We start from the raw sequence: 21,285 nt of genomic DNA, 5'->3' as shown, positions 1-21,285 counted from the left end.
TAATTGGTTTGTAGGAAGCACTTTCTACAAACCAATTATTACTATCTTTAACACTGAAATTAATGGGTAAAAACGGTCAACTATATTTAGAGACGTTCGCCCTTCGCCTCTCACCCTTCACAAAACAATCTACAGACTTACTTTGTGAACTAATTGGTCAGAAAATAGAAAAACCTTAACTTAGTACACTTTAAAATAAACCCTACAACAGAATGAAAAAAATAACACTACTTGTCCTAGCTGTGCTTACTGGTCATTTACTTTTTGCACAACGCAATCTTACGATGCAAGAAGCTACCTTAGGACAGTATACTTCTTTTGCTCCAGAAAAGATAACACAGCCTATCTGGAAAGAATCCAATGCTTTCACGCATTTAAATGCCAAACGCGATAGTTTATTTGTGCGTACAAATGCTGTAAATTGGACTCCGTCTTTTTTATTTGCAGCTGCAGATTTAAATAAAGCCTTGGAACGCGATATCACTGAAGCAACCTTTAAGTTACTGTCATTTCCATCCGATTTATCTTGGAAGAATGAAACTAAACTAGAATTTTCACTGGTTGATAGTGCTAAAAAATTCAGATGGTTACTTCAATACAATCTACAAGACAAAAAAGTTACCGTACTGCAAAAAGTACCTGCTTCAGGACAAGAACTTACGCTTTCTAGAAATAAAGAATACACAGCATGGCTAAACGAAAACAATATTGAAATTGTCAATGCAAAAGGACAAATCACACCGGTAACAACCGATACAGACCCTGCTATTGTAAATGGTAGTTCGAATACACACCGCAATGAATTTGGCATCAATAAAGGGATGTGGTGGAGTCCTAAACAAGAGCAATTGTTATACTATAGAAATGATCAATCTCAAGTTAGTGATTATCCCTTAGTTCAATGGAATTCTAGAGTAGCCGAAAATAAAAACATCAAATACCCAATGGCAGGTATGGCAAATGAACGTGTTTCTCTTGTTATCTACGATGTTTATACCCAAAATAAAGTAACCTTACAAACGGGAGAAGAAGATCAATTTTTAACGATGGTTACTTGGGATCCTTCTGGAAATTATGTGTATGTAGGTCTTTTGAATCGCGAACAAAATCATCTAAAACTCAACAAATACAATGCAGCAACAGGTGCATTTGAAACGACTTTATTGGAAGAAAAATCGACAACTTATACAGAGCCTTCTCAAGGTTTAGTTTTTAATCCAGCAGATCCTAAATCCTTTATTTACCTTTCTGAAAAAGAAGGTTATCGTCAAATGTATTTGTATTCAACTGATGGAAAGTTGATTAAATCCTTAGGGTTTTCTACGGTTATCGTAGCCGATTTACTTGGTTTTGATACAGACGGCAAAAACATATATTATACAGGAATTACAAATCAAGGTTTGGATAGACAGTTGTTTAAGGTTAATCTTAAGAAAGGAAAAACCGAACAAATAACTGCGCTTTCAGGTACACATCAGGCTACTTTTAACCAAGACAAGACTTTGTTTTTGAATGAATTTACTAGTTCAACGATCCCTAACAAAGTTTCGGTTGTGTCAACCTCAAATCAAAAAGAGGTAGAAGTATTTACGGCTAAAGATCCGTATCAAGGGGTGATTACAATGCCAAAAACGGAAGTACTCACACTTACTGCTGCAGATGGTAAAACCGCATTAAATGCTCGTGTAATTTATCCCGTTAATTTTGATGCAAGTAAAACCTATCCCGTGATGGTTTATGTATATGGAGGACCCCATGCTCAACTCATTACCAATACGTGGTTAGAAGGTTCCTCATTGTTTTTCCACTATATGGCACAACAGGGATACTTAGTGTTTACGGTTGACAACAGAGGAAGCTCAAACAGAGGACGAGATTTTGAACATGTTATTCACCGTCAATTGGGGCAAAATGAAATGGCAGACCAAATGCAGGGAATTAAATACCTACAAAACCTACCTTATGTTGACCAAACTAAAATTGGAGTATATGGTTGGAGTTTTGGTGGATTTATGACTACTACCTTATCTGTCAACTATCCTTCGATATTCAAAGTTGGAGTTGCTGGTGGACCTGTAATGGATTGGAAAATGTACGAAATCATGTATGGAGAACGCTACATGGACACACCTGAAGAAAATCCAGAAGGGTATGCGCTTACTAGTCTTTTAAATAAAGCTGGACAAGTAGACAATAAGCTCTTACTTATCCATGGCGCACAGGACCCAGTTGTTGTACAACAGCATTCGATGTTATTTATAGAAGCGTGTATCAAAGCGAATAAACAAGTGGATTACTTTTTATATCCCAATCATGAACACAATGTAAGAGGGCTTGATCGCGTTCACTTAAATACAAAAATTGCAGACTACTTTTTTGATCATTTAGCGAAACCATCTAACTAACCTATAGTTACTGCTTTATCGACTCAAAATCAACTATACACAAAGAGGGGAATCAAACGAATTCCCCTCTTTTTTTAAAATAGCCCGTATAAAATACAGACTTGACAAACTAAAAAAACGCATCACTTGTTATTCGTGCGAATAAGCCTTTTTATTTTTATGTTTCTAACAAATAAATAAGTCTAACGAATTTGCCTTGAAAGCAATCTTCTGATGACTTGTATACAGTAAGTTAAAAACGACTTCTACGTCCAATGATCCTTGCGCAATATCAATTTGCTCCCTATTTTCTTCTTCCATTAGTTCTTCTAAACTATCTACATCTTCATAATACAGCGAATTAAACCATACAATGGTTCCTTTCATGCCTCCTTTGGTAATTTCTGCAAACTGATTCCCTTCTCGATCTTGCGCAAAAACAAATAAAAAATCAGATAGAATCAAATCTTCATTGCGTTCAATAACATCGAAAGTATCGTCTAAGGCATCTAAAGTATACCATTGAATCGGTTCATCCTCTTCTTTCCAATCTAGTTGTGACTGGTGAAAAGCAATCGTTCCTTTGCTATAACTTTGAATCAATAATAACTTTCTCATTTCTTCCGAAAATCCAAAACGAACTTGCAACTTACTAATCTCTTTTCCGATAGGAATATTTACTCCTGAATCAATAAAAAAACAATGCCTGTTATACTGCTCCATAGTTCTATTTTTTTACAATTTAAATTTCGGTAAAAAAGATAGTATAATCAATAGAAAACCAATAAGATAACTTTTTGATAACGCAGAAGAAATCTTCAATAACAGCGCCTCTGTTAATTTTTATCTTTTATTTGGTCAATAAATGTTGAGGGAGATATTCCCTTAATTCGCTTAAAAGTAATTGTAAAACGACTGTGAGAAGCAAATCCACATAAATCTGCTAAGTAGCTAATTTTGTACTTGAGCATCTCTGGATTTTCTTGTAAAAGAAGGATAACGTAGTCAATACGCAACGTATTGATATAACTAGAAAAATCTTGTTGTTTGTGGTGTTTAATCACATAAGAGAGATATCGATGGTTCACACCTATTTGACTGGCTAGTTTACTCAAGGAAATTTCATGTTTTAAAAATCCCTTTTGCATTTCAAAGGCGCGAATTCCACTTAGAATTAGCTCTTCCATTTCTTTAGAAATATAGGAATGATCAACAGTGTTTTCGTTTTTTTTACTTTCACCTTCACTTCGGACCAAAGTGGCAAGTAAGACAGGCTGTTCAAGTACAGCTTGTGTATTCTTTTTGATACGTTGTTTTCTTAAATAAAAAGTAAAGGAAAAAAAAAGAAGAGTTCCTCCGCCGATTGCAAGACTATAGAGCACATAATTTTCATAAGCCTGTTTGGTTTCGCCTACTTTTTCGTAATAGGTTTCAACCAGATAATCTGCAATTTTGGTTTGTAAACCAAATTCTTGCTCAACAAGCTGCATGTACATTTCATTATACAACAGGTACTTTTTTGTATCTTCTACTTGTTTTGCATATTCTTTCAACGAAGCCAAAACCTGTTTTTTCAATTCTGCAAAATCCGATTGTTCTGCCACTTTATACGCCTTATCTAAAAAGGAAAAAGAGGTTTCATAATCTTGGATAAACAGGTAAGAAATACCTAAGCTCTTATAAATAAACCCTTTCAAGGGGCTTTCGGGATTATGGGAATCCTCGAGTTCTTCTAAGGCTAAAACTAACGTTGCGATTGCCTGATCTATTTTTTCTAATCGAAGGTAATTTTCTCCTATCAATTGATCTGTACTGGCCAAATAAAAGAAACGATGTGCGGGCGATTCAATTTTTTCAAATTCACTTCGACCCAAATTTAAGGCTATTAGCGCGTCTGTGAATCTACCACTATTCATATGATAATACGCTTGCTCTTGCAAGAGATTTCCCTTTAAAATAGCTAATTCTAAGGGATTTTGTATAGATTGACTCCAGTAATTGGCTTTTACCAAAGCCAATCTTCCTAAACTTTCTATTCCACTTTCGCGATACAGTGTAGATAAAGCGCCCTGAATTCTAGCTTGTAAGCCTGAATATTTCTCAATTGACGCCAAACTATCAGCTACTTTCAACGTGGCTATTGCCTTATCTCGAACCCCATATTGGCGAAGTAAGGAAGCTTTTAAAAGGTAGACTTCTATCTTTTCCTTTTTGGTATTTGCTAAGGTTTCAAGATTTTTTAGATATGCTAAGGCTTCCTGGGGAGTCGATGTTGAGCCGACTCTCGATGTATGTTGGTAAAAACTATCGAAAGCATTAGTTTGAGCATAACCTACAGTAGTAATCAGAATATAAAATAGTATTCTAAATTTCATTAAATCGCAATTTTAAAGCAAATACAGAATAAGATATTGCTTATGTATTAGTATAATAGGAATCGAAGATTCTACCTCATTTGCTATTTGATGTTTGGTTGTTTAAATATTCTCATTTTGAGAAGAAAACTTATAGCAGCTTAAAAAAGCCTATGTATAAACATAGGCTTACTATCAAACACAAATATAGTAACACAAAAATCAAAATTGGGGACTTGATTCAATATTCACTAATAGATTTATAATCAATATAAATTTAGTGTTCTCAATTTTATTGTCAAAATTTATATTTTTATTTAATAAAACAAACGCATTCCTTGGTTTTACAAATATTTAACAAACATTCGTTAATGGAAAGAAAAACACTTTACGAATTGCGTAAAACAACAAATAAGCTCACAATTAATCAATTGAATGGCAAGGAATTGTATTCCATTTTTAATTGATTAATTAAATCTTCATTTAATGAAAAAAAACACTCTTTTTTTTCATTAAACGAGCTAAAATCACAAGTCTTCGTTGATTTTAATCAAAGAAAGAGCCTGAAGTAGCATCGTTCCTATCTATCTTGATTAGGGGTCATATAATCTACATATAGCGAAATTTAACAGCTTAATTTACACTAAAAATCAACTTTAACACGTTTCATATTCTAAGATGAAAGGTAAAATACGTACCTTTAAGTAAAACAAGTAAAAAAAAACCGCTATGAAAGAATTAGAATTCACTCCACAGATACAATTGTTTCTCAAACATGAGGAGCCCCTTGTATTGCAAGTTTATGCTATTTTAGATGATAGTATGAAAATTGCTCCCGTATTTTTAACGAAAGATGAAATTACTCATCTCAGTGTATTGTACAGTAATCAATTGAGTAAAATAATTGAAACCGCAGAGCTTCCGATTATAGCCCATACGGGTTCAATTGCGCATTTATACTTTAAACACACTGATTTTTTGCTTGAAAAAACGCCCATTCAAAACGGTGATTTGCCTTTGGTAAAATATCTACTTATTGAATTAAAGAAAGACCAACAGCACGTACAGTTACTAAAAAAAGTAACGCACAAGCAGCGAATTGAAGGGAGACAACAACAGATTATCCCAAGTAAAGCAACGCCAATCAAACAAAGAAATGTACTAGATTTAACGCCTAAAATTCAGGCTATTTCTATGAACAACCAGACGTTTATTGCCTAGTTGATATTGAGGTATTTTTAAGTCCCCACTTTAACTAATCTCTATCTGCATAAACGGTCCAACTTTTATTTCCATCAGCAAATAAAATCTCTAGCTTACTCGCATTGATTTTAATATAATTTGTTTCTTGAGGGTTTAGATTTATCAGTTCCTTGGTTTTGTTATTTTTATATAAAATCGTTGAGATTGTCGGTATATTGGCTGCAAATACAAAATTAGTTTTATCACCAATTTTGACAATGTGTATTACACTTTTATCACTTTGAACCACAAGATCATTTTCTTCAAATACAACTACACCCTGATATTTACCTACAAAAAAATCGGCGGTCATTAGATCTTGCTTTTGCCCCCAATTGAACACAAGAAAGAGAAAAGAAAAACCAATCCCTAGCCATTCATTTTTTATTTTACTTTTCGTTCTCACCTTCCATTCCTTATTTAAATTAAATGGTATAAACAAATAGCATACTAAAACGTATTTTTTAAGTAATATTTAACATTTTTAATACATTCTGACTATTTTTTATCACTTTGAGGGGAATACTGTAAAATATAAAAAACACAAAATATGGCGCTCTTTTTTTAAGTATATTTACCTTGAAATCCATTTTTCTAGTAAAAGACAAGAAAAAAGTCGAGATTATGTTTTCCCTCTATTTGCTAAATTGCATGCTCTAGGGTATCTTGCTTGGCGCTTGTAGTAATTAATTGCAATTTGCATTTTTTAACCTTAATATTTGGACACTAATGCCTAAAAAAGAAAAATCAACAAATAAGAAGAAAGAAGAAACCGCAGCAAAAATCAGAAAGGTATCTTCAGGTCCTATACGAGATAAATCGCGCACGATGCATAAAATGGTGGCTGCCGTAGGAAAAGTACTTCAAAAAAAGGGATATACAGGACTTACTGCGCCAAATATTGCTAAAGTTGCAGGGGTAGACAAGAAGCTTGTATGGGCCTATTTTGGGGGTGTAGACAATTTGGTAGAGGAATATATCAATCAAACTGATTTCTTCAAAAAAACAGCTAAAAACCATATTAGTCACTTGTTAGAGACTCCAGAAAAGCTAACACAAGATCATATCAATCAATTGCTTCAACATCAATTTGAAACACTTTTAAAAGATAAAGCCCTTCAACGCATTATTCATTGGGAAGTTGGAGAAAGCAATGAGATATTGAGAAAAATAGCAGACAATAGAGAAGAAATAGGTGAAGAATTATTTTCTAAGACCATTCCAGACTTTGAAAATTCATCCATTGATATTAGAGCTCGATTAGCGTTAGTAATTAGCGGGATTTATTATCTAAGTTTACATGCTAAAAACAATGGGAGTAAATTTTGTGGTATCGACATCAATACTGAGGAAGGTAAGAATCGCATATCCAATGCTATTCAAGAACTTATCACAGATGCGTATGATAAAATCGAATCAAAATAAAAAAAGGATTTATTTCCTTGAAAATAAATCCTTTTTTTTATTATTCTTTATCCATTGCTTTTTTAATTTCCTCCTGTACAGCTTCCCATTTTTTAACGAGTTCATCGCTGATTTTAGTACCTCTATTTTTTAACTTCTTCAGTTTCATACCATAGATAACGCTAAATATACCTAACGTTATAATTGAAAATGCAGTCCAATATACAATTGTAAATGCACCTGCTTCCAAATTAGTCATCATAAAAATAGCAAACAATAAACCTAAAATACCAAAAAGAACCATAGCTGGTATTCCTTTAACACCATAATTATTCAATTCTACTGCCATACTTAAACTGCGCACAGAACGGAATAATAAGATACATCCTACATAAATAGGTAAAACTTGTAAAGTAATAGCAGGTTGACTCAATAATAGTAATCCCAAGACTACATCAACAATACCCGAAAATAAAATCCATCCCCATCCATCTAATTCTTTTCTATTACTCAAAGCAAAGGCAATTTCTGCAATTCCTGAAAAGAGGAAAAGCCAACTAAATAATAAAGCCAACGATAAATAAGATGCTACGGGCGTCATCATAATAAATACGCCAGCAAGTATAAATACTACACCTAAAATTACTGGAAGATACCAATGCTTTACATTTTGTTTAATTCGATTTAAAATAATACTGCTCATATTTCATTTTCTTTTAAAGATACAACTTTATTATAATTTATAAAGTTTTTTCATATACTTCTCTGAAAACTCAAAATAAAACAAAATTTTAATTGCCAATTTTAATTAAAGTACATGTTTGGATTTGGGTCAATAGTCGTCCTTGACTTGAATGAGTAACCTTGAAAAGAGAAGCAGTAATCTTTCACTCATTCCTATTTTTAATAATTTTCCACACTATTGTTTTATTTCTCAATTTTATTTCTAACTTTGTTTTTCAAAGTACTTTAAAAATGACAACAAAGGCAATCGAAGATTTACAGCAAATCAAATCAATTATGGAACGCTCCACTAAATTTTTAAGTTTGAGTGGTTGGAGTGGTATTTGGGTTGGAATCTGTGGTTTAGTAGCCAGTTTGATTTTACATATTTGGAAGAACAATCTTGCGCCAGATGTAACTTCATTCTACAGTTATAGTGCTTTTAACTTATTGGTATTGGCGAGTATCACCTTTGTCATTGCTTTGAGTGGTGGCCTTTATTTTACAATACAAAAAACCAAAAAACAAGGGACTTCTTTTTTAAACACAATAACGAAACGCTTGCTTCAACGTTTTGCAGTTCCTTTGCTTATCGGTGGAATCTTGTGTTTTATTTTCTACACAAAGTTCTTATTAGAATTAACGCTACCTACTACTCTTTTATTTTATGGTCTTGCTTTATATGCAATACAAGAAGATACCGTGAAGGAAATCAAAACAATGGCTATACTGGAAATTGCTTTAGGGTTATTTGCTTTCTATTTTATTGATTATGCCATTTTCTTTTGGGCTTTAGGTTTTGGTTTAACTCATCTTCTTTATGGCTTAATTTTGTGGAACAAATACGACAAAAAAACGAAGTAAACGCTCATGAAATTTGATATTGAAAAATTAAACAAAGTATTTGATAACCGTATTCGCGTTGGGATTATGAGCGGATTAATGGTAAATGAAAATTTGTCTTTCAAAGATTTAAAGGAATACTTGGATCTAACGGATGGCAATCTAGCTTCGCATTTAAAAAACTTAGAAGACAGTCAATACATTACCGTGTATAAAGGTTTTATTGGCCGCAAAACAAACACCGTTTACAGGGCTACGGAAGAAGGAAAAATTGCGTTTAAGCAACACCTCTCCTATTTAGAAAATTTAATACAGAAACTAAAATAATTTTTTTAACTCTATACTTTGAAAAACAAAGTACTTTTAAATTCAAAAAATGGAAACAGAAACTAAAAAACATCTTTTTAAAGGCTTAGCCATTGCAGCCTTATCCTTAGGCTTGCTTATTTTAATTCCTATTATTGGAAATATTATCTCGGAACGCGCCAAATTTCAGAACGAAGTTGTTCAAGAAGTTTCTGAAAAATGGGGGGATCAGCAAACGCTTTACGGTCCATTTTTACTTCTTGAATATAGAACGGCAACTAAAAATGCTAAAAATGAAGTTATATATCAGCGGGAACAAGCACTATTCTCTCCTCTTACACAAACAATTACGGGAAATATTAGTACCACAACAAAAAAAAGAAGTTTATATCAAGTTACCTTATTCAATACTGATCTTCTGATAGAAGCTCAATTTGATGACCAAGACAAATTAATCGCTTCTTTGCATCTCAAAGATCAAACAGAAATCACAAGTAAAAAAATTATTTATGGTATATCGGATACCAAAGGATTATCTCAGGCACTCGTACTTCAAGGATCACCTGAAAAGAATTTTTCTTTAAACAATTCACCAATTATTCAAGCAATTCCTTTTTTAAGCGTTGACTATATGGTTGAGGAACAGCTACCAACAAAAGTTAAACTTCCTCTAAAATTGAAAGGTTCTTCTAATTTGCAGTTTATAGCCAATGCAAATACAACAAAAATTGAGATCAAAAGTGATTATTCAGATTTAAAATACATCGGAAATTATTTGCCTGAACAATCTCAAGAGACCAAAGCCAATTCCACTAGTACTTGGAATATCTATCAACCTTTACCCATTCACACCACTTCTCTAGCTAATATAGATTTAAGCAAATACACGTTTGGAATAGAATTTTTAGAGCTCAATAATTTTTATTCCAAAATTGATCGTTCTATCAAATATGCCTTGCTATTTGTTGGGCTTACTTTTATTGTATTTTACTTTTTAGAAAATATCAAAAACTTAAAAATAAATCTGATTCAATACGCTTTAATTGGTTTTGCAATTTTCTTAAACTATATTCTATTGCTTTCATTTTCAGAATACATTGGATTTTCCATTGCTTATTTTGCATCTTCCTTATCTACAATTTTACTCATCGTAACCTTTACTTGGAAGATTTCAAAAAACAAGAGTAGTACCCTAACTATTTTAGGCCTATTAGTTCTTTTATATGGCCTATTGTATTTCTTACTGGAATTAAAAGAAACAGCCCTACTGGTAGGTAGTATCAGTATATTCATCATATTGGCTGTATTAATGCAGTTTTCTATTAAAATGGTGGAATCTCATAAATCAAGTTAGACACTCTTAGCTACAGCTATAATACGATGCAAAAAATGACGTTAAAAGTCCCTTTTTTGCATCGTATTGTTTCTTATGGCTTTCATTTTTTCGAAAGTTGCATTCCCTGTTTAGCATTGATTATAAGCAAAGTAAGGTTAGCTAATCCTAGCATAAATTCAACCATTTGCGCAAGGAAAAATACATAATCCATGGTATACAAGTGGGAACGGCAATACAGAAATATCGCTAATACAAGGAGTCCCATTCCATTTATAAGCATCCATTTCATTCTTTTTTGCTTAGCTAAAAGGATTGGATTTTTCGCTTTACCTGCCAATTTATCGCCTGTAATTTTTAATACGGGCATCGTGATAATCATTACTGGTAGTGCATATAAAATAAAAGTCTTTACCTGCATAATGAACTGAATCTTTCCTTTTATCTCAGCAAATAACGATAAGCCAAAAAAGGTCAAAATTGTTAGCATGGCTACTATCGTAGCTCCAATATGTACTCGAACTATAGTCTTGCGTTTCATACTTATTTATTTAAATGGCAATTGAATATCAACCGTTACTTTATCTCCAACTAGTAGATTAACAATTCCCCCACCTATACCAAAGGTTGCAGTGGACAAATAAAAGGTTGCTTTCAGTGTTTTTACATCTCCATCCTGTAGGATATGAAAAGGAATTTCTTGAATTTCTGTTTTCCCTTTTATTGTTACTTCAAAAGTTCCTGTATACTTGCTTGCTTTATTCTTGACTATTTTTCTAGATTGAAGACGTATTTTTGGATAGGTAGCTGCATCCAACCATTCTTGATTTTGCAAGTGTTTATCTCTTGTTGCATTTCCTGTTGATACACTTGAAATAGTCACAGTCCCATAGATTGTTCCAGTTCCTGATTGATCAAGTGCTATACAATAATCCACCTGACTAAATTCACCCTTTATCGTACTAAATCCCTTTTTAATACGAAACGTTACTCTTTCTTCTGTTGTTGGTTGATTTGAAAAAGTGATCATGCCTATTGAGCATAGACCTACGAATAACATGCTTACAAATTTCATCTTGTTTGTCTTTTTAATTATAGGACAAAGGTCGATATAGCCCGAAGCTTAAAATTGTAAAAAACGGAAATGAGGAATTTCTTTGCGGAGTTGATTCGGAGATTGTCCCGTAATACCTTTTATTTCATGAATAAAATGTGCCTGATCAAAATAGTTATTATCGTAGGCAATATTCGTTAAAGTACCTTCAGAATGTTTTAATTGATAGGCAATTTGTTTCATTTTTACGATGCGAAGATACTCTTTAGGAGAGCAACCAATATACGCATAAAAATGATTGCGCAGGGTTCTATCCGACACGCCAAATTGTGTGGCTAGTTCTGTTATTTCTAGATGACCATGATGTCCCTCAATCTGTTCAATTGCCTGGGTAATAAGGGATAAATCTCGTTCAAGTAGATGAGCTAAAAAAACCGCTTCAACCTCCTTAAACATAGATTCTATGCTAGTACACGCCTTTACTTTCTCTACGAAGTTTTCGGCAATAGTACCAAATAGCTCTTCTGTATTAATCAACCAAGGCAATGATTTGATCGATTTTTGTGTAAAATAGGCCAAGCCAAAGGGTTTCAAATGTGCCCCTAAAATTCTTATTGTTTCTGTTTGTGGGGCTACCGTTATTTTTTGCGTAGAAATTCTAGATATAGCAAGATTTAGTATTCTAGACTGATTGAGGGTATGATTGGTTACCGCAAAAGGATGATCAAAAAAGTAACCAAATGTTATGCGTGGAAATGGAATCATAAACTCGGTTTCCAGTGCTAAAGCTGCTACTGGCATATCGATATAAAAGAAATGCTCCACAATAGTGGAAAGAAATGCATGATCAGGTTTTCTACTTATAAAATTTTTATCTGTTTCCATCTCTTTCGTATATACAACATCCAACGATTTAGTACCTTTCTTGCTAATTTACAATAATTAATACATCTTATTAAACATCAAAATCATTGGTTAGTTAGGTAATGCTCAATATTTTTTTCATTGTATCTCGAAAATTATCTCCCCATTGCTCTATTTGATCAATAATAGGGAGTAATGTTTCTCCAGTATCTGTAAGTGAATATTCTGAATGCGGAGGCAATTCTGCAAAAATCCTTTTCTTGATTACTCCGTAAAACTCCAATTCCTTTAACTGCTGATTGACAACACGAGGGCTTGCGTCGGGAAACTCTCGATGCAGTTCACTGGGACGCATCGGGCGTTTTGCCAAGGCTAAGAGGATGCAACTTTTCCATTTACCACCTAAAACTTCCATTGCTATTTTAACACCACAGTCGATATCAAAGGGTATTTTTCGTTTATACATAAGATCTAATTTACTTACAAAAATAACAATAAACCCCTAATTATTGAAGTATGGGGGATTTAATCCATATAGGACTAATTTACCCTTACTTGTTTATATTCAATATACTATATAACTTTAATTGATCTACTTTCGAACAAAAGCAAGGTAAAAATAATAAATAGGATAACGGTTTTTATGCTGGAATTTCTTCCATAAAACTCAAAATAATTAGGACTACTATGAAAAATAAAACAACAACACTTCGACTTATTTATCCACAATGGCAGGGCGGAATTGTATCTCATTGGATGCCCGATATACCCGCAGACGATGCTTCTCAAGGTTATTACCTGGGATCGCATTTGCTTCAATTTCTTGCTCCAAATAAGGAGCAAAGAACGGTAGAGGTTCCTATATCCCTAGCTCTTACTGACAGGGCGGAAAAAAAGGGAATCAACGCTTACGAAGTTATTTTAAAACAGACCAAAGATGCGCTGGCCGTATTGAAAAAAGAAAATCCAGAAAGGATTGTTACCTTGGGTGGAGATTGTTCATCGAGTGTTGTTCCTTTTACCTATTTGGCGGCCAAATATCCTGATGATGTTGCTCTTGTTTGGATTGATGCGCATCCGGATATTAATATGCCTCATGACAAGTACAAAGGATATCACGCCATGGCTTTGGCTGCTTGTCTTGGGTTGTGGAACGATGAAATCATCCAAGCGCTTCCTGCCAAATTTGATATTTCCAAGACATTACTTGTTGGCGTTCGCGATTGGGACGAGGAAATGAAAGATAGACAATCGGCCTTGAATATTAAGGGATTATTCCCTGCGGAAGTTGCAGAAAACAGCAGTTCCGTTTTGGAATGGCTAAAAAAAACAGGTGCTTCAAAAGTAGTTATTCATTACGATCTCGACGTATTAGACCCAGAAGAAATCATTGCTGCTGTTGGCATTGTGCCTCATGGAATGAAAATCAATGAAGTTTCCCGTTTGATCTATGATATTGGAGAAAAATACGATATTTTAAGTCTTACTATTGCAGAACCAATGCCTCGTACGGCAATTAAAATAAGAAACCTACTGCATAATCTTCCTCTTTTTAGGGATTAGTTTATAAACCTAGACTTTCGAATAAATTTATAACGAATCCACATAAAAGAAAACAGCCCTTCTATCCCCCTAATTTCATAGAGAGGAAAGAGGGATTGGATTCATGTAATTAGTCTATTGACTCTTTGCGCCTTGTATTTGTCTATTATGCCATACTGTCGTTAAAACGGTTGTCTATACGCTTCGATATCCTCTACGGTTCGTATTAATTCAGGACCCAATTGGCGATATCCGGTCTCTTCAATTAAGAAGTTATCTTCAATTCGAATTCCTCCAAAGGTTTTATATTTATTGAGTTTTTCATAATTAATAAAGGCTTTGTATTTATTTTCTGCTTCCCACCTTTCAATTAGTTCTGGGATAAAATAAATGCCTGGTTCGATGGTCAATACATGGCCCGCTTTTAGCGTTTTTCCCAATCGCAACGATTTTAATCCAAATACTTGATTTTCTTTTGGTTCATCTGCTGTATATCCTACATATTGTTCTCCTAAATCTTCCATATCATGTACATCCAAGCCCATCATATGTCCTAAACCACATTGAAAAAACATCGTATGCGCATTCGCTTGTACAGCCTCTTCTGCCTTTCCTTTCATAAAACCTAAGTCGATCAATCCTTGGGAGAGAAGCAAGGCTGCATGTAGGTGTACATCTTTAAATTTAACACCTGCTTTAAGCTGACTCTTAGCTCCTTCAAATGCGTGTAATACCACTTGATACAACTCGCGTTGTTCGGTGGTAAATTTTGGATCGACTGGAAAGGTTCGCGTTAAATCGGACGCATATCCACTCGGTGTTTCACAACCTGAATCATTCAAAACTAACTGCCCTGATTGCAGTGTATTACCTTGGTAGTGGTTGTGTAATATTCCTCCATTTACTGTTACAATAGATGGATAGGCTAATCCACAATTCTCTTGCGCAGCTATATATTGGATGGCCGCAGCAATTTCGTATTCCTTCATACCAGGTTTAGTCAAACGCATGGCTGCTAAATGCATGTCATTTGAAAGGGTTAATGCCTTTTCAATTTCACTTATTTCCTGATCCTCTTTACTTTCTCTTTGCGCAACAACCGCTTGAATAAAAGCGACAGAAGGTTGGATCTCCTGGAAAGGAATATGCAATAATTCACTGAGTAACATTTTATTTGCGGGCTGATAAGGGGGCAAATAATGTACTTTTCGTTGTTTACTTCTTGCTATTGCGATATAAGCGGCTAATTCTGCATAAGAACGCGTTTCCTTCACACCCGCTTTCTCGCATTTTGTTTGCAACATTTCTTGTCGCCCCATCCAAACCAAAGCATCAATAGATAACTCATCCCCAAAAATAACCGTTCTATTTTCATCTAAATCAATACATGCAGCGATATGGGGTTGTTGGATTCCGAAATAGTACAAAAAAGTACTATCTTGACGAAAAGGATAGGTATTGTCTTCGAAATTAATTGGGTTTTCTCCATTGCTTAAAAATAGTAGAATACCTTTATTTCCCATAGCTTGGGCTAATATTTCTCTTCTTTTATAATACGTTTGCGTACTAAACATTCTTTCTTATTTTAGGGTAAGGTACTGTTTCTTCTTTAATTTAGGGGTCATTTATACGTGAAGATCTTGCATGGCAGGCATATCTATTTCCTTTACACAAGTTGCCTTACTCGTACTTAGAATAAAGCGAATAGCGGCCAAAACATCTTCTAAAGGAATCAAGGTTCCTTCAGCTGCTTCTACCACTTCATCTACCGATAGCGTTTCATATTCCGTAGCTAAGTACCCTAGATTCAATATACTTATACCAATAGCCTGTTTTTTCAAGGTTTCGCGAAGTGCATGAACAATGCCTCGCAAAGCAAATTTAGAAGCTGAAAAAGCAACTTCTTTTCCTTGGTGATTTTCCAATCCCCAGGTAGAGCCAACCAGTATTATCTTGGCGTTTGCACTTTCTTTTAAATTTGGAAGAAAGGCTTGTAAAGCTAAAATACAAGCCGTTATATTGGTTTGTATGATTTGTACAATTTCTTCGGTTGACGATTGTTCAAAATCATACGCATCTGTAAACGCTTCTTGCTCCCATATCCCCACATTGTAAATCAAATAATCAATTGGTGCTTCTTGTATAACGGCGCGAACAGCTTCTACTGATGCTACTGGATTAGCAAGATCTGCTTGAATCCAAATTTTATTTTCCTGAAAATTAACTGGTTTAGATCGAGAAACGCCAAACACAATATCTTGTTCTTGAGGGATACCGCAAGCAATGGCTCTTCCTAAACCTTTACTAACCCCATATATCAAATATCTTTTTTCCATTTTTTAAACCTCTTTATATACAAAGCTAAAGGAGTTTCTACTATTCTTCTTAATTTTAAGAAAAATTTAAATTATTCTCACCATATAAACAAAAAAATACATTTTTATCCACAATGAACTGAAAATAAAATTTTATAAGTGTATATTTACCTAAAAAAATTAATATGATGCATAAATTTTTAAAAATCAGCCTTCTTTTGGGTGCCTTTTGCCTCGCATCCTCTGGATTTGCACAAAGCAAGCTTGTACTAAAAAACGTTGAGATTTTCAATGGTAAAGACAACAAAACCAAAATAGGTTCCATTGTTGTGGAGCAAAACAAAATTGTAAAAATTGTTACCGGTGATGTTACAGCTGCTGATTTAGAAAACGCACAAGTAATTGATGGCAAGGGCAAATTTGTTATGCCTGGCATGATTGATGCCCATTGGCATTCCTTTTTAGCGGCTAATTCCAATCAGGCGATTATGCTTGGAGATGAAAGTTTTTTGTTTATTAATGCAGCCAAGGAATCCGAAAACACCTTACAACGTGGTTTTACTACCGTAAGAGATCTAGGAGGTCATGTGATGGGGATTAAACAAGCGAATGATTATGGCATTAACAAAGGACCTCGTATTTATCCAAGTGAGGCGATGATATCCCAAACGGGTGGACATGGAGATGCAAGCTTCCCATGGTCTGAACCGCGCATGATTGATCATACCCCACCACGATTCCAAGTATTAGGCGGTAGTATTATTGCAGATGGCGAACAAGAAGTTACTGTTGCAGCCAGAGAGCAATTAAGAAAAGGAGCTTCTCAGCTTAAAGTCATGGCAGGTGGTGGTGTTGCGACGATCTATGATCCATTAGATGCTACGCAATACACAACCAAAGAAATAAGAGCTGCGGTTGAAGCTGCTGAAAACTGGGGTACCTATGTTACCGTTCACGCGTATACACCAAAAGCGGTTAGACAGGCTGTAGCAGCGGGTGTAAAATGCATTGATCACGGGCATTTATTGGATGAATCAACTGTACAATTATTAGGAGAAAAGAATATCTGGTTAAGCATGCAACCTTTTGATTTGGATGCGAGTGCTTATACTAATCCGGAGCAAGCTGCGAATAAAAGAATGGTAGGAACAGGAACAGAAAACGTATATACTTGGGCGAAAAAGCACAAGGTAAAAATAGCTTTTGGAACCGATTTAGTCGCACCTCCTAAAAATCCATTGAGACAAAATGAACTAGTTGTCAATTTAAAAGAGTGGTTTACCAATTTTGAGATTTTGAAAATGATTACTTATGACAATGCGCAATTGCTCAAAATGAGTGGGCCGAGAAATCCTTATCCCTCAGATTTAGGCACACTTGCCGAAGGTGCTTATGCCGATATCTTATTGTTTGACAAAAGTCCTTTAGAAAACATTGAAGTACTTGGAGATCCCAAAACGAATTTACTTCTTATTATCAAAGATGGTAAAGTCTATAGAGATAATTTAAGTACAAAGTAATTCTATACTTCATACCAAACCTAAAAGCTTTTATTCTACAAGAATAGAAGCTTTTTTAGTATTACACGTTCTGTTTTGCTTTAATCTCCTTCTTCATTCCTTTGTTTACGTCGCTTTTTTACAACTAAAAATTGTGCTTCTTTCCTTTTCTTTTTTAGTAGTAATTCCCATCGGATTCCTTTGCTGTACACTCATTTTCTAAACATTTATACTTACCTTTGCTTCTTACTTTTTTATAAAAAGATTTACCTATTTAATTAAAACTCCATGAAAAATATTGGATGGATAGGTTTAGGCAATATGGTCAACCTTATAGCTATAAACCTATTAAAATCAAGCTATTCTGTATTCGTTTTCTGTAGAAATCAAGAAGAAAAATCTAGGGTATATTCCTATTTATCGTTTGTCTGATTTGCTTGAACAAGCGGCTCAACAAGAACTTGCGGGAGAAGACTTAATGGCTGTAATTCCAACTATTCAAAACTAATTTTAATTCAAAATAAACGTACAAATGAATCATATCCAACAAATTATTGAAAAAGCATGGGCTGATCGTTCCCTGCTTCAAAATCAAGATACACAAGAGGCAATCCGCGAGGTAGTTGAATGGATTGACCAAGGAAAATTACGTGTTGCAGAACCTACAGCAAACGGATGGCAAGTAAATGAATGGGTAAAGAAAGCCGTTGTTTTATACTTTCCAATTCAAAAAATGGAAACACATGAAGTTGGTATTTTTGAATACCACGACAAAATGCCTTTAAAACGCAACTATGCTGAAAAAGGGATTCGTGTTGTTCCGAATGCGGTGGCTCGTCATGGCGCTTATATTTCATCAGGGGTAATTTTAATGCCTTCGTATGTGAATATTGGAGCTTATGTAGATGAAGGAACGATGGTTGACACTTGGGCAACGGTTGGTTCTTGTGCGCAAATTGGCAAACACGTTCACTTATCGGGTGGGGTTGGTATTGGTGGAGTTTTAGAACCCCTACAAGCCGCGCCTGTAATTATTGAAGACCATGCCTTTATCGGTTCACGTTGTATCGTCGTTGAAGGGGTTCGCGTTGGAAAAGAAGCCGTTTTAGGTGCCAATGTGGTATTAACTGCTTCTACAAAAATCATCGATGTAACGGGGGATCAACCAGTGGAAATCAAAGGATATGTACCTGAAAGATCAGTTGTAATTCCAGGTTCATATACCAAAAAATTCCCTGCTGGAGAATATCAAGTTCCCTGCGCCTTAATTATTGGTCAAAGAAAACCTTCTACCGATTTAAAAACATCCTTAAACGATGCTTTAAGAGAATACAATGTTGCTGTTTAATTTTCAAGTAACTCAATTATACTTTTACCACAGTAAGCTACTTACTGTGGTAATTTAGTTTAAATTATCGGATTATTTATGCATAAACTATTTTCAAAAAACGCAAAGATATTTGCTTTACGCTTCTTACTTATTTTTGCTTTCTATCAAATTTGTAGGTTCGGTTTTTATTGGTATAATGGGCATTTATTAGATTCCATTGACCTCAAAGTACTTGCAGGAGGTATTCGATTTGACTTGGCAGCCTTAGGGTTCATCAATCTTGTCTTTGCGCTTTTGCATCTATGGCCCGGTAAATTTCAAACCAAAAAAGGGTATCAGTCCTTTTTATTTTACAGTTTTTTTCTGGTTAACGTTGGTATTCTGTGTTTAAATTTCGTTGATTACGAATACTTTAGATTCATCGGCAGACGCAGTTCGTATTCTTTTATTACAGCTTCGGGAATGGAAAATGAATTGCCAGGTTTACTGAAAAACTTCATCGTAGACTATTGGTGGATTCCCCTTTTTATGTTGGGTTCCTTTGTTTTCTTTTGGCTGATTTACCGCAAAATAAATTACCGCGTTTACGATTCTCGCTTTAACTTTCCTCAAAGTATTGTAGCTATTTTAGTAGTGGGGATTTTACTTGTTTTTGGTCGCGGTGGTTTTCAACCTAAGCCGATTCGATTAGTTGATGCTGCTGCTTATGGAGGACTAAAAAACACAGCCTTAGTTTTAAATACGCCATTTTCTGTTTTAAAAACCATGGGTAAAAAAGAAAATTTACCCGACTACAACTTCTATACGGAAGAGGAATTAGTGAAGATTTTCAATCCTGTACAAGTTTTTCAATATGATTCAATCAACAAAAAAAATGTTGTTTTGCTAATTTTAGAAAGCTTTGGACGAGAAAATATGCACAGAGGGCTTACTCCTTTCATGGATTCACTAGCTACTAACAGCTATTTCTTTGAAAATGGATTTGCCAACGGAAAAGTTTCTATTGATGCTGTTCCTTCTTCTATTTCGAGTATTCCCAGCTTAATGGATCGCACGTTTATTACGTCTAGTTATGCCTTAAATGACGTGTATGCTTTACCAAAAATATTAAATGACAACGGGTATCACACCGCTTTTTTTCACGGTGCTTTTAACGGAAGTCAAAACTTTGATCAATATGCTAATGTAGCGGGATTTAAAGAATATTACGGAAAAAATGAATATGAAGGACCTCAGGCTTTTGATGGTACCTGGGGAATTTTTGACGAAGAATTCTTGCAGTTTTTTGCCAAAAAATTAGACAGCTTCTCTCCGCCTTTTTTCTCCACTCTTTTTACGATTTCTTCCCATAATCCATACACTATTCCAACTAAATACAAAGGGAAATTCCCGAAAGGGCCTGGAGATATACACGAATCAATTGCGTATGCTGATTATGCATTAAAGCAATTTTTTGAAACTGCAAAAACCAAAGCGTGGTACACCAATACTATTTTTATTGTTGTAGCCGATCATACCTCTTCAGAACCTCAGGAAGAGCAATGGAAAACTAATGTGGGCAAATTTAGAATTCCCATCTTGTTTTTTGCCCCTGGGGATGCTACCCTTGCGCCAACTAAAGTGGAACGCAACTTTCAACAGATTGATATTTTACCGAGTTTAATGGATTATCTAAAAATCAATACTAAACTGGTCACTTATGGTAAATCCTACCAATCGGAGCAGGATTTTGCGATTAGTTATTTAAATACTATTTACAACTATGAAGAAGGGGATTATTATTTAGCCTTTGATGGTGCAAAAAGCTTAGGCTTATACAACTGGAAGATAGATCCTGAATTAAAAAATAACCTTTTAACAAAAGAGCCCAAAAGAGTAAAAGCCATGGAACGCTTTTTAAAAGCATATATTCAATCGTTTAATCACCGTGTTAAAAACAATCTATTGACTGTAAAAAAGGAACAGGAGCACCCTACTAATAACCATTAATGCCCCTCTTTTTACCTTAGGGCAGACAAACTTTGTGGGTAGAGGCATGAAGATAAGATATAGTAAAAATCTCTATATGAACTAGTTCTTTCTTTTGCCTAAT

The 21,285-nt window shown here is 34.5% G+C and carries 21 protein-coding genes; 11 read left to right on the top strand and 10 right to left on the bottom strand.

Translation table 11 applies throughout. The annotated features are described in order from the left end of the window. The first annotated feature begins 212 nt into the window (after positions 1-212). On the top strand, positions 213-2,405 hold the full coding sequence (locus ACMHJ2_RS16560) for a DPP IV N-terminal domain-containing protein (protein ID WP_413513974.1): 2,193 nt from the start codon (positions 213-215) through the stop codon (positions 2,403-2,405). Between the two features lie 165 nt (positions 2,406-2,570). On the opposite strand, the gene ACMHJ2_RS16555 is transcribed toward ACMHJ2_RS16560, so the two are convergent. Together ACMHJ2_RS16555 and ACMHJ2_RS16550 are read right to left on the bottom strand one after the other, a co-directional pair. Beyond that, positions 2,571-3,107 (bottom strand): hypothetical protein, encoded by a 537-nt coding sequence (locus ACMHJ2_RS16555; RefSeq protein WP_413513973.1) that lies wholly within the window; start codon positions 3,105-3,107, stop codon positions 2,571-2,573. 113 nt (positions 3,108-3,220) lie between these two features. Then, positions 3,221-4,759 (bottom strand): helix-turn-helix domain-containing protein, encoded by a 1,539-nt coding sequence (locus tag ACMHJ2_RS16550; RefSeq protein WP_413513972.1) that lies wholly within the window; start codon positions 4,757-4,759, stop codon positions 3,221-3,223. 708 nt (positions 4,760-5,467) lie between these two features. On the opposite strand from ACMHJ2_RS16550, the gene ACMHJ2_RS16545 reads away from it, so the two are divergent. Next, positions 5,468-5,959: a hypothetical protein gene (locus ACMHJ2_RS16545; protein ID WP_413513971.1), complete on the top strand. Its 492-nt coding sequence runs from the start codon at positions 5,468-5,470 to the stop codon at positions 5,957-5,959. Positions 5,960-5,993: 34 nt separating this feature from the next. Here the strand turns inward: ACMHJ2_RS16545 and ACMHJ2_RS16540 are convergent, their stop codons facing one another. Beyond that, positions 5,994-6,386 (bottom strand): hypothetical protein, encoded by a 393-nt coding sequence (locus ACMHJ2_RS16540; protein WP_413513970.1) that lies wholly within the window; start codon positions 6,384-6,386, stop codon positions 5,994-5,996. A gap of 323 nt (positions 6,387-6,709) precedes the next feature. Here ACMHJ2_RS16540 and ACMHJ2_RS16535 point away from each other — a divergent pair, with 323 nt between their 5' ends. Continuing rightward, positions 6,710-7,405 carry a TetR/AcrR family transcriptional regulator gene (locus ACMHJ2_RS16535; protein WP_413513969.1) on the top strand — a complete coding sequence of 232 codons (696 nt, stop codon included), beginning with the start codon at positions 6,710-6,712 and terminating at the stop codon, positions 7,403-7,405. A 40-nt stretch (positions 7,406-7,445) separates the two neighbouring features. Here the strand turns inward: ACMHJ2_RS16535 and ACMHJ2_RS16530 are convergent, their stop codons facing one another. After that, positions 7,446-8,087: an HdeD family acid-resistance protein gene (locus ACMHJ2_RS16530; protein ID WP_413513968.1), complete on the bottom strand. Its 642-nt coding sequence runs from the start codon at positions 8,085-8,087 to the stop codon at positions 7,446-7,448. Between the two features lie 272 nt (positions 8,088-8,359). Between ACMHJ2_RS16530 and ACMHJ2_RS16525 the strand changes: the two genes are divergently transcribed. From ACMHJ2_RS16525 to creD, 3 genes are read left to right on the top strand one after another with little or no spacing between them, the layout of a single operon-like run. Further along, entirely contained in the window at positions 8,360-8,971 is a 612-nt protein-coding gene (locus tag ACMHJ2_RS16525) for a hypothetical protein (RefSeq protein ID WP_413513967.1), read from the top strand. A 6-nt stretch (positions 8,972-8,977) separates the two neighbouring features. Next, entirely contained in the window at positions 8,978-9,277 is a 300-nt protein-coding gene (locus tag ACMHJ2_RS16520) for a winged helix-turn-helix domain-containing protein (protein ID WP_413513966.1), read from the top strand. A 49-nt stretch (positions 9,278-9,326) separates the two neighbouring features. Next, entirely contained in the window at positions 9,327-10,610 is a 1,284-nt protein-coding gene (gene creD, locus ACMHJ2_RS16515) for a cell envelope integrity protein CreD (protein ID WP_413513965.1), read from the top strand. Between the two features lie 82 nt (positions 10,611-10,692). On the opposite strand, the gene ACMHJ2_RS16510 is transcribed toward creD, so the two are convergent. The 4 genes from ACMHJ2_RS16510 to ACMHJ2_RS16495 all read right to left on the bottom strand — a co-directional run bounded on the left by ACMHJ2_RS16510 (position 10,693) and on the right by ACMHJ2_RS16495 (position 12,973). Then, positions 10,693-11,130, bottom strand: coding sequence for a hypothetical protein (locus ACMHJ2_RS16510; protein ID WP_413513964.1), 438 nt, complete (start codon positions 11,128-11,130; stop codon positions 10,693-10,695). Between the two features lie 6 nt (positions 11,131-11,136). Continuing rightward, entirely contained in the window at positions 11,137-11,664 is a 528-nt protein-coding gene (locus tag ACMHJ2_RS16505; protein ID WP_413513963.1) for a YceI family protein, read from the bottom strand. 48 nt (positions 11,665-11,712) lie between these two features. After that, on the bottom strand, positions 11,713-12,528 hold the full coding sequence (locus tag ACMHJ2_RS16500) for a helix-turn-helix transcriptional regulator (protein ID WP_413513962.1): 816 nt from the start codon (positions 12,526-12,528) through the stop codon (positions 11,713-11,715). 94 nt (positions 12,529-12,622) lie between these two features. Beyond that, complete coding sequence (locus ACMHJ2_RS16495; RefSeq protein WP_413513961.1) at positions 12,623-12,973, bottom strand: winged helix-turn-helix transcriptional regulator; 351 nt, start codon at positions 12,971-12,973, stop codon at positions 12,623-12,625. A 221-nt stretch (positions 12,974-13,194) separates the two neighbouring features. Here ACMHJ2_RS16495 and ACMHJ2_RS16490 point away from each other — a divergent pair, with 221 nt between their 5' ends. Then, positions 13,195-14,070 carry an arginase family protein gene (locus ACMHJ2_RS16490; RefSeq protein ID WP_413513960.1) on the top strand — a complete coding sequence of 292 codons (876 nt, stop codon included), beginning with the start codon at positions 13,195-13,197 and terminating at the stop codon, positions 14,068-14,070. 161 nt (positions 14,071-14,231) lie between these two features. On the opposite strand, the gene ACMHJ2_RS16485 is transcribed toward ACMHJ2_RS16490, so the two are convergent. After that, the gene (locus tag ACMHJ2_RS16485; protein ID WP_413513959.1) at positions 14,232-15,623 is read right to left on the bottom strand and encodes an aminopeptidase P family protein; all 1,392 of its coding nucleotides are present in this window, start codon (positions 15,621-15,623) and stop codon (positions 14,232-14,234) included. Positions 15,624-15,674: 51 nt separating this feature from the next. Beyond that, positions 15,675-16,385, bottom strand: a complete 711-nt coding sequence (locus ACMHJ2_RS16480) for an SDR family NAD(P)-dependent oxidoreductase (RefSeq protein ID WP_413513958.1) — start codon at positions 16,383-16,385, stop codon at positions 15,675-15,677. Positions 16,386-16,549: 164 nt separating this feature from the next. Between ACMHJ2_RS16480 and ACMHJ2_RS16475 the strand changes: the two genes are divergently transcribed. The 4 genes from ACMHJ2_RS16475 (at position 16,550) to ACMHJ2_RS16460 (ending at position 21,182) form a co-directional block, all read left to right on the top strand. After that, positions 16,550-17,884, top strand: coding sequence for an amidohydrolase family protein (locus ACMHJ2_RS16475; RefSeq protein WP_413513957.1), 1,335 nt, complete (start codon positions 16,550-16,552; stop codon positions 17,882-17,884). A 267-nt stretch (positions 17,885-18,151) separates the two neighbouring features. After that, positions 18,152-18,295 carry an NAD(P)-binding domain-containing protein gene (locus tag ACMHJ2_RS16470; protein WP_413513956.1) on the top strand — a complete coding sequence of 48 codons (144 nt, stop codon included), beginning with the start codon at positions 18,152-18,154 and terminating at the stop codon, positions 18,293-18,295. A gap of 100 nt (positions 18,296-18,395) precedes the next feature. Then, positions 18,396-19,211, top strand: coding sequence for a 2,3,4,5-tetrahydropyridine-2,6-dicarboxylate N-succinyltransferase (locus ACMHJ2_RS16465; RefSeq protein WP_413513955.1), 816 nt, complete (start codon positions 18,396-18,398; stop codon positions 19,209-19,211). Positions 19,212-19,289: 78 nt separating this feature from the next. After that, positions 19,290-21,182, top strand: coding sequence for an LTA synthase family protein (locus tag ACMHJ2_RS16460; protein WP_413513954.1), 1,893 nt, complete (start codon positions 19,290-19,292; stop codon positions 21,180-21,182). The last annotated feature ends 103 nt before the right edge of the window (positions 21,183-21,285 follow it).

Origin of the sequence: Myroides odoratus, from assembly GCF_965118575.1 — a bacterium.
GTDB lineage: Bacteria > Bacteroidota > Bacteroidia > Flavobacteriales > Flavobacteriaceae > Flavobacterium > Flavobacterium odoratum_B.
This window is presented reverse-complemented; position numbering and strand designations above follow the sequence as displayed.